Here is an 8022-nt window from a genome sequence, read left to right as displayed (position 1 = left end):
GAACTTTGAGCGTCTTCGGATCGTACAACAGCATGCTGGTCATCTTTGCCCGTGACATCTTCGAGACGGGCCCGCAGGGATTGGGGCTCCTCCAGAGCGCCAGCGGCGCAGGCACGATCATCGGTTCGCTCGTCCTCGCATCTGTCGGCCACGTCACGCATACCGGGCGCCTGATGCTCCTCGGGGCGATTGGCTACAGCATCGCTGTTGCGGCGATGGCCTACTGCCCCTGGTTTGGCCTGGAGCTGCCCATCCTGCTCTTGGCCGGCACCGGCGCGGTCACGATCGGCGCCCTCCGCACGACGGTCTTGCAGCTCCACTCGCGGCGAGAGCTTCTCGGACGAGTGATGAGCCTGCACGCGATCAGCACGCGGGGTCTGGGCCCGCTCGGATCCTTCGAGGCGGGCGCGCTGGCCGAGCTGGTCGGGATTCGCTCCTCCCTCGCCATCGGCGCGGGCGTTTGCGTGCTGGCGGTGGCCCTGACGGCGGTCCGCGTTCCCACGCTCGTCAACCTCGTGACCGCCGCGCAACCGCGTGGCTCGGGCCGGCCGGTCCGCCGCGACGAGCCGGCCGGCATCCCCTGACCCCCATCGGCGCGTGCGAGGGTACAATCGAGTAGCACTGATGGGGTGGGCCGCGTGCTCGATCGCATCGAGATTCTGGACGACGACGCCCTGATCATTGTGGATCCGCAAAACGACTTCTGTCCCGGGGGGAGCCTTGCTGTCCCCCACGGCGACGAAATATTCGACCCGATCAACGCCGCGATGCGGAAGTTCCGCCACGTTCTAGCCACAAGGGACTGGCACCCCCGGGAGCACCGGTTCTTCCAGTCCTTCGGCGGCCCGTGGCCGTATCACTGCATCCAGGGGACGGAGGGCGCTGAATTCCACCGGCGCCTGGACCGGGCCGGCATCCAGGAAACCGTGGACAAGGGCACAGACCCACAGCTCGACGGGTACTCTGGCTTCGCCGGCACCGATCTGGCCGACCGGCTCCGAGCGCGCGGCGTCAAGCGCGTCTTCATCGCAGGGCTCGCAACCGACTACTGCGTTCGGGCGACGGCCATCGAGGCCGTCGCGAATGGGTTCGAGACATTCGTCCTCACCGATGCCATCCGCCCTGTTGAGCTGCAGCCGGGCGATGGCGAGCGCGCGCTGTCGGACATGGTGGCCGCGGGCGCTCGGCTGACGACGACTGCGGCCCTTGAAACCGCCGCCGATCGGCCCTAATCCTCACGTGGTCGCGGTCAGCCCCGCCGTCGTATCGCGCTGAAGGTCGAGAAGCGCATCGGATTGGCGAACGGGGTACCGCGCCGGCCGACGAATCGCGCGGAACTCGCCGGGCAGCCGCGCGAGCTCGTCTCGGCATCGGGCGCGAATCTCGTCGAGGGGCTCAGCATCGGCGGTGCGGCGTCCGTCAGTCATGACTTCCCGCAATAGAGCCGTTGCGTTCCTCGGTCCCGATTCCCCAACGAGCCCGATGACGTCGCCCTGGTAGCACTCGCCATCGCGCCGCCGCCACACCTGCTTCGCGCCTGGAAGGCTCACCTTTTCGGCGGAGAGCTTCAGTGTCGGCCGCCCATCATAGCTCACGAGCTTGTACGCGATGTCCAGGTACGGACGATCCTCGGACACTCCCATTCGCGTGCCGACGCCGAATCCATCGATGCACGCACCGGCCTCGAGGGCTTGTTCGATGGCATACTCATCGACATTGCCGCTGGCGAAGACGATGGCGCTCGTGAGGTCTGCTTCGTCGAGGATCGCGCGCACCTGGCGACTCAGCTCCGCCAGGTCCCCGGAGTCGAGGCGGACGCCGCGCAAGTGGTGACCCTGCGCTGCTAGCTCCCTGCCAACGATCGCGGCATTGCGTGCGCCCTGCAACGTGTCATAGGTGTCGAGCAGGAGCACCGCCGAGTCCGGATAGGCACGCGCGTATGCACGGAAGGCTTCCAGCTCGCTGGGAAACGCCTCGATATACGAATGCGCCATGGTTCCGGCTATGGGGATGCCGTAGCGCTCCCCCGCAAGCACGTTGCTCGTGCCCTCAAACCCCGCGACGTAGCTGGCGCGGGCCACCGAGACGCTCGTCTCCGGACCATGGGTTCGCCGCAGCGCGAAGTCGACGAGCTGCCGCCCCCCGCTCACACTCACACAACGCGCGGCTTTGGTCGCTACCATCGTCTGAAGCTGGACCGTGTTGATGATGAGGCTCTCGACGAGCTGCCCTTCGATCATGGGCGCGCGCACCTCGAGGATCGGCTCGTCGGCGAATACGATGGTTCCTTCCGGCATCGCGCGCACCGAGCCCGTGAATCGTAGACCGCTCAGGCGTTGCAGCAGTCGGTCGGTAAACCGCCCAGTGGACCTCAGATAGGCGATGTCCGAGGGTGAGAACGCATAGTGCTCGAGATATGTCAGCACGTCGTCGAGTCCCGCTGCTATCAAGTAACCGCGATCCGGCGGAAGTCGCCGAACGAAGAGGCTGAACACGGCATCGCCGTCCATGCCCTCGTCGACGTAGCTCTGGGCCATGGTCAGCTCGTACAGGTCGACCAGGAGGGGGGATGCCGGGGCGTCGTGCTTCATTGGAGGTCCGCCAAATCGTCGGAAACGCTCTGGTCGGTCTCTGTGCTCTTGGTCATTCCTGGTGGATTTTACCGGGCTCACCGCGCGGTCCGAGATCCGTCGACCGATCGAGGTCGAGAATGCGCCCGTAAGGCAATTCCCTCGTTTCCAACCGACCCACCTGCTGGAACCGGTTCACGTCCCCCTCGGCAACGTCGAGGTTGTCCCGAGCAACCTGCAGCTGCTTGCGGATGTCGTCCGGAAGCTCATCGCACAGGGCAAGGTCGATCGCACCAGCCGCCGCTGATAAACGCGGACTCAGACGTTCCCGCATCTCACCCGCCGCGAACACCACACCTTCGAGCTGCGCCGTGGAACGCTCGGCATCCCTGAGCCGGTCATTGAGCAGCTTCACGACGAGGGCCACGGCCAGGAAGCCGAGCGTGATCGCGACATCCTGAAGTGGGTTGATGGAGTAGATCGGAGGAAGATAGAAGAAATCGATGGCGAGGGCGCTGAGGGCGGCGATCACCACGACGGGGCCAAACGGCACGCGGCCCGCCGTGAATGCAATCGCGACGAAGTATCCGACGGCCGGGAATGGCCCGACGACCAGGTGCACGCCGTAACTCGCGGCGGCCGCCAGGAAAAAGACCACGGCGGCAAAGCCGTAGTTCCAGATGGAGACTCGCACGTTCGCCTCACCACTTCCCGGCGGCGCGAAGGTCGCGCAGCCCGCGTGCCGAATGCCACATTGGCATAGCGCGAAGATACAGCACACGCCGCGGTGGTGGGAAACGCGCAGCTACGCGGCCGAGGCCCTCAGGCGCTTGCCGTGGTATGCGCCGGCTCGTCGCATGATCTCGGCAAGGTCGCGCGTGCCGTATCTCGGGACATTTTCCCGCGCGGTCCACAGCTCGATCTGGTCCACGACGTTACCGTGTCGGCTCTCGACAAGCGCTCGCAATACGGCCATCGCCCGCTCGGTGTAGTTAAAACCCGTCACCACGATCACGACGGGAATTCCCTTCAGGTCCCCAACGCGATCGAGATACGCGCGCACGGGGCGCGAGACGCCCCGGTTGTAGCACGGAGACCCGATGACCAGGAGGCGATACGCCGCCAGGTCGTCGGGACTGATTCGACTCGCCGTGGACAGATCGACGGTCCACCCCTGCTCTTCTAGTCCAGCGGCGAAGGCCTCCTGCATCGCGCGCATGAGTCCGCCGGCTGCCGAGTGGTAGATGATCAGTGCCCTGCCCGCGTGGCCGATTCCCACCGTCCGCAATGGGGCCTCGACCTCGCGACTGACTCGCGCCGTGCTGGCGAGCACGAAGAGCAGCCAGGCGTCGAATACAACGGCCGCCGTGCAGGCCCAGATCAGGGCTGCCCCCACACCTTGGAGGAAGGCGGCGAGCGCCAACAGGGCTCCAGCCAGGAGGAGCCAGAGCGAGACTTGGCGGGCCTGCTCGACGCGGGGCTCGCCACGCAGGAGTCCGTCGCGGAGGGACCAGGCCACGACGAGGAGGAGGCCGGACCCGAGGCCTTCGGCGATCGCCGGCGGGGGGAACGACCACCCGTTGAGCAGCCACGCGAGCGCGCCGAGAAGCAGGGCGAGCGCGACTCCAGCCAGAACGATGGGGAGCACGTCGGCCCGGCTGGGAGGTCCATAGCGCGACGAGCGCGGATCGGTCGCGAGAGAAGCCTTCATGGCACGGCTCCACGAGACGCAGTGCTCATATCGTGCCGGGAATGCAGGCTTCGAGCCCCACCCCGTGGGGCGGACCGGCCGAGGACGTTCCGGGTGGGGCTAGATGCGGTACGTCTCGAGGGTTTCGGGGGCGAAGAGGTCGTCGAGGGCCATCCGGTGCTCCAGCAGTCCCTGCTCTATCGCGTAGTCCATGAGCGTCTGGAGCACGTGCCGGTTTGGCTCCAGCCCGTAGGGCCAGAAGTCCTCACCCATCACGTCCCGCGCTTCCTCCAGCTCCGCCGTCATTCCGGGCAGCATCAGGCGCATGGCCGAATCGTCGGCGAAGCTCGCGAGATATTCGGCCTTGGCCGCGCAGAAGGCCTTATAGAGGTTCATGGCGACCCACGGGTTGGCGCTCAGCACTTCGCGCTTGATTACGACCGTGTGCATGATGGGGAAGATGCGGGTGCGTCGAAAGTAATCGCGCTCCAGCTCCCGGTAGCTGGGAAAGAGGCGGGCGACGCGGTTGGTCCCGTCGCGGAAGGTAAGCGGCGCCCGGGCGGTGATGAGCGCCTCCACCTCGCCCGTTGCGATCATCTCGCTTAACGTTCGGCCCTCGGGGATCGATTCCAGCACTACGCCCTCGGGCAAGGTGATGTGCTGTTTTTCAATGCGGCCGGGCTCGAAGAGGCCACCCGAAAACCAGCGCACGTCGCGCGGCGAGACCCCGAAGTCGTGCTCGAGGATCCCGCGCATCCAGATGGCCGCCGTGATCTGGTACTCGGGGACGCCCATTTTGCGCCCTTTGAGGTCCTCCGGACTCTTGATGCCGGAGCCGGCGTGGATGAAGTAATAGCCGTGTCGGAACATTCGCGACGGGAAGACCGGGATGGCGATGAGGTCGTCGATCCCCCGAGCGCGACGGATGAGATACGACCCCATGGACATCTCGGACGCGTCGAACTCCCGCGACCGTGCCTGGCGCCAGAAGGTCTCTTCGACGGGCATACAAAGGTAGTTGAGATCGATCCCCTCCGCCTGGACGAGCCCGAAGCGCAGGCCGCGCGTCCGATCGTAGTCACCGCACGCGAGCGTGAGGGGCAGCTTCATCGCGCCCAGTACCCGAACGTCACTCCGTGGCCGGTGCCGGCCGGCGACCGATAGCAGGGCACGTAGTCAATAAGGGTCATCGTCTGGGGATCCATCGCGCCGGCTACGGTGATCCAGTTGAGAATCTCGGGCGTGCCCGGGCCGCGATTCAGCCGATCGCGCGGGATTGCGCTCAGGGCGTCCACGTCCTTTTCTTGGAGCGCGTCGATCACCATGTGGTCGAGCTCCTCATCGAGCACCTGGTGGCTCAGCCCGCCCGACGCCATGATGCCGACGCGCATTGGCGAATCCCAGCTCTCAATGGCGCGCCGAAGCGCCCTGCCCAGGGCGAAGCAGCGACCGGGCCGAGCCTGGCTCGGTGGATATCGATTCAGCATCAGCGGGACCATGGGGATCGTGCAGGTCGAATCGTAGAAATCGTAGAAGGTGGTGAAGGCCTCGTCGATTCCGTGCTCCGGGCGGAGGGCGCTCCACGAGCCGACGTCAAACTCCTGATCGATCAGGCTGTCGATCAAATGATTTGCCAGCGGCGGGTAGGACGGATAGGTTCGGGGTTCGTGGCGCTTGCGCCACGCCTCTACGGGCGGCGGCCCGCTGAGGTGCATCGTGCGCTCGTCTCGGACCCGGGGCTGGTCCTTGTCGCGGTCTGACAGCGCTTCGCCGCGATAGATGCTCATCACCGGCAGCACGTCGTCGCCAAGCACCGAGTGCTGGTTGCTGATGACGACGACCACGTCTGGCGCGGCCTCCTTCACTACACCGGCCAGCCGAGCGATGGCAGCCTGGCAAGCATCAAAGCGCTGCTGCCTCTTTTCCAGCGTCAGCTCGTTCTCGATGCTGGGACTCGCCTTTTCGAGGAGCGCCGCGTAGTCGTAGCGCGGGTCTTTCTTGTCGCGCTCCGCGATCTTGTCCCAGTCGGCGGGCTGGGTGCGAATCGTGGGCCCGTGGGAGCTGCCGAAACCGAGGACGATCTGGGCCATGACGAACCCCTCCACAGACGTTGCGCATCAAGGATACACTGTCGAAGCACAATCCTCCGTGGAGGCGCGCGATGGAGGCACCAGCCGACAGTCCCTGGCGCGGTTACTCGCTGGCAGAGCGAGACCGGAGATGGGAAGCCACGCGGGCGCGGGCAAGAAGCGCAGGATTCGACGGGATCCTCGTGCCCTTGGGGAATGGAATCGATGCGCGGTACCTGACCCAGCTCCGCCCGGCGGCTTTCGTCCAGTCTTCCACCGGCGGTCCGCCGGTCGTGATCACCGACCAGGGCGACACGAACGAATGGGTCCCCGAGACGCGCGCGGCCAACCGAGAGTGGACGCAGCCCACGGTTCGGGCTCTTTTGGACCTCGGCCTGGAGCGCGGGCGCATTGGGGTAGTGGGGTTGAGGGGCGGCACGGTCAGCCACGCGCGCAGTCCCGACGGCTGCGTCGTCGCAAGCTGCTTTGCCGAGGTCGTCCGGGCACTGCCCAATGCGCGATTCGAGGATGCCACGGACGTCGTGGGGTTCGTCCGTTACGTCAAGAGCGCTGAGGAGATCGCTTGTCTCCGCCACGCCGCCGCCATCGCGGAAGCGGGGATCGACGAGATGGTCGAGCTGGCGCGCCCGGGCGCCGACCTGGGTGGGCTCTATGCGCGCGTGATGGGACGCATGCTGGCGCTGGGCAGTGAGTACCATCCGCTTGCGCTAAACGTCGGCCCGATCGGCGGACCCGAGCCCAGGCGCCAAACGCAGCCACCCATCGGCCAGCGCTTGGAGCGCAACGACATGATCGCGAACGAGGTCTCGGCGTCGTGGGGACAGCAGATCGCCCAGGAGGACCAGCCGATTCTCCTCGGGTCCATCCCGGACGACTGGAAGCCGGTGATCGAGCTTCAACGGGATGTGTTCCACGCGGGCCTCGAAGCGATGAAGCCAGGCACGACGTTCGGAGAGCTCATGGACGTCGTGAATGGCTTTGGCGCGAAGCGCGGTCTCAAGACGCTCATCCTAATGCACGGCCGCGGTTACGGGGACGACGGTCCCCTCCTCTCACCCCGGGCCCGTGGCGAGCACCTTCGGGATCTGCGCATTGAAGAGGGCAACGCCTGGGTCTGGAAGCCGTACGCTATGTCGGCCGATGAGCGCATCCAGTTCGTATGGGGCGGGGACGTCGTCGTGACCAAGACCGGCGGTGAGGTCCTCTTCCACCGGCCTCACGGCATGGTGTCCGTCAACTCCTGAACCACCTCGCACAGCGGAGGTTTCCCATGCAGCTTGCTGCGGACGCAGTTTGGAACGGCTACTCGGTCGCGGAGCGCGATCGGCGGTGGAAGACCGTTCGGGAGAACGCCGGGCGGGCCGGCTTCGATTGCATTTTCGTCCCGCAAACGGTCGATCCCGATAATCTCTATCTTTCCTCCGACTCGCGCCGGGGCGTGCGGTCGGATTGCCGCTACCTGACTCAGATGGACAACGCGGCGGTGGTTCTGCCGACGGACGGCCGCGGCCCGATCGTGATCAACGACCGAGGTGCCGGGAACGCCTGGATCACGGACGCGCGGCCGGCGAACCGTGGCATGCGCGGCTCCTGGGCGAACGCGATGGCCGAGGCGCTGATCGAGCTGGGGATGGAGCGCGCACGAATCGGCGTCTCCGGCCTCAAAGCCGGG

Annotated in this window: 9 protein-coding genes; 4 read left to right on the top strand and 5 right to left on the bottom strand. The window is 66.2% G+C overall.

Annotation, left to right across the window (positions count from 1 at the left end):
* Together VFC51_08285 and VFC51_08280 are read left to right on the top strand one after the other, a co-directional pair.
* A partial coding sequence (locus tag VFC51_08285) for an MFS transporter (protein ID HZT07016.1) occupies window positions 1-584 on the top strand: 584 nt, incomplete at its 5' end.
* A gap of 54 nt (window positions 585-638) precedes the next feature.
* Window positions 639-1232, top strand: coding sequence for a nicotinamidase (locus VFC51_08280; protein ID HZT07015.1), 594 nt, complete (start codon window positions 639-641; stop codon window positions 1230-1232).
* Window positions 1233-1235: 3 nt separating this feature from the next.
* On the opposite strand, the gene VFC51_08275 is transcribed toward VFC51_08280, so the two are convergent.
* From VFC51_08275 to VFC51_08255, 5 genes are all read right to left on the bottom strand, one after another.
* Window positions 1236-2591 (bottom strand): nicotinate phosphoribosyltransferase, encoded by a 1356-nt coding sequence (locus VFC51_08275; GenBank protein HZT07014.1) that lies wholly within the window; start codon window positions 2589-2591, stop codon window positions 1236-1238.
* Between the two features lie 52 nt (window positions 2592-2643).
* Window positions 2644-3264 (bottom strand): DUF4118 domain-containing protein, encoded by a 621-nt coding sequence (locus VFC51_08270; GenBank protein HZT07013.1) that lies wholly within the window; start codon window positions 3262-3264, stop codon window positions 2644-2646.
* A gap of 111 nt (window positions 3265-3375) precedes the next feature.
* On the bottom strand, window positions 3376-4281 hold the full coding sequence (locus tag VFC51_08265; protein ID HZT07012.1) for a hypothetical protein: 906 nt from the start codon (window positions 4279-4281) through the stop codon (window positions 3376-3378).
* Between the two features lie 99 nt (window positions 4282-4380).
* Window positions 4381-5370 (bottom strand): ABC transporter substrate-binding protein, encoded by a 990-nt coding sequence (locus VFC51_08260; protein HZT07011.1) that lies wholly within the window; start codon window positions 5368-5370, stop codon window positions 4381-4383.
* Entirely contained in the window at window positions 5367-6350 is a 984-nt protein-coding gene (locus VFC51_08255) for a hypothetical protein (GenBank protein HZT07010.1), read from the bottom strand. The genes VFC51_08260 and VFC51_08255 overlap by 4 nt, the downstream gene beginning before the upstream one ends.
* 71 nt (window positions 6351-6421) lie before the next feature.
* Here VFC51_08255 and VFC51_08250 point away from each other — a divergent pair, with 71 nt between their 5' ends.
* Both VFC51_08250 and VFC51_08245 read left to right on the top strand, forming a co-directional pair.
* The gene (locus VFC51_08250) at window positions 6422-7594 is read left to right on the top strand and encodes a M24 family metallopeptidase (GenBank protein ID HZT07009.1); all 1173 of its coding nucleotides are present in this window, start codon (window positions 6422-6424) and stop codon (window positions 7592-7594) included.
* A gap of 26 nt (window positions 7595-7620) precedes the next feature.
* Window positions 7621-8022 (top strand): hypothetical protein (locus VFC51_08245; protein ID HZT07008.1); only part of this gene is annotated, 402 nt, incomplete at its 3' end.

The sequence above is a fragment of the Chloroflexota bacterium genome (assembly GCA_035652535.1).
Lineage (GTDB): Bacteria > Chloroflexota > UBA6077 > UBA6077 > SHYK01 > DASRDP01.
Note: the sequence above shows the minus strand (reverse complement) of the source record. Positions and strands in the feature narration are given on the sequence as shown.

Coding starts and splice junctions, on each gene's coding strand:
- VFC51_08260 (HZT07011.1), bottom strand. CDS start 5,370: ATGAAGCTGCCCCTCACGCTCGCGTGCGGTGACTACGATCGGACGCGC.
- VFC51_08250 (HZT07009.1), top strand. CDS start 6,422: ATGGAGGCACCAGCCGACAGTCCCTGGCGCGGTTACTCGCTGGCAGAG.
- VFC51_08255 (HZT07010.1), bottom strand. CDS start 6,350: ATGGCCCAGATCGTCCTCGGTTTCGGCAGCTCCCACGGGCCCACGATT.
- VFC51_08265 (HZT07012.1), bottom strand. CDS start 4,281: ATGAAGGCTTCTCTCGCGACCGATCCGCGCTCGTCGCGCTATGGACCT.
- VFC51_08275 (HZT07014.1), bottom strand. CDS start 2,591: ATGAAGCACGACGCCCCGGCATCCCCCCTCCTGGTCGACCTGTACGAG.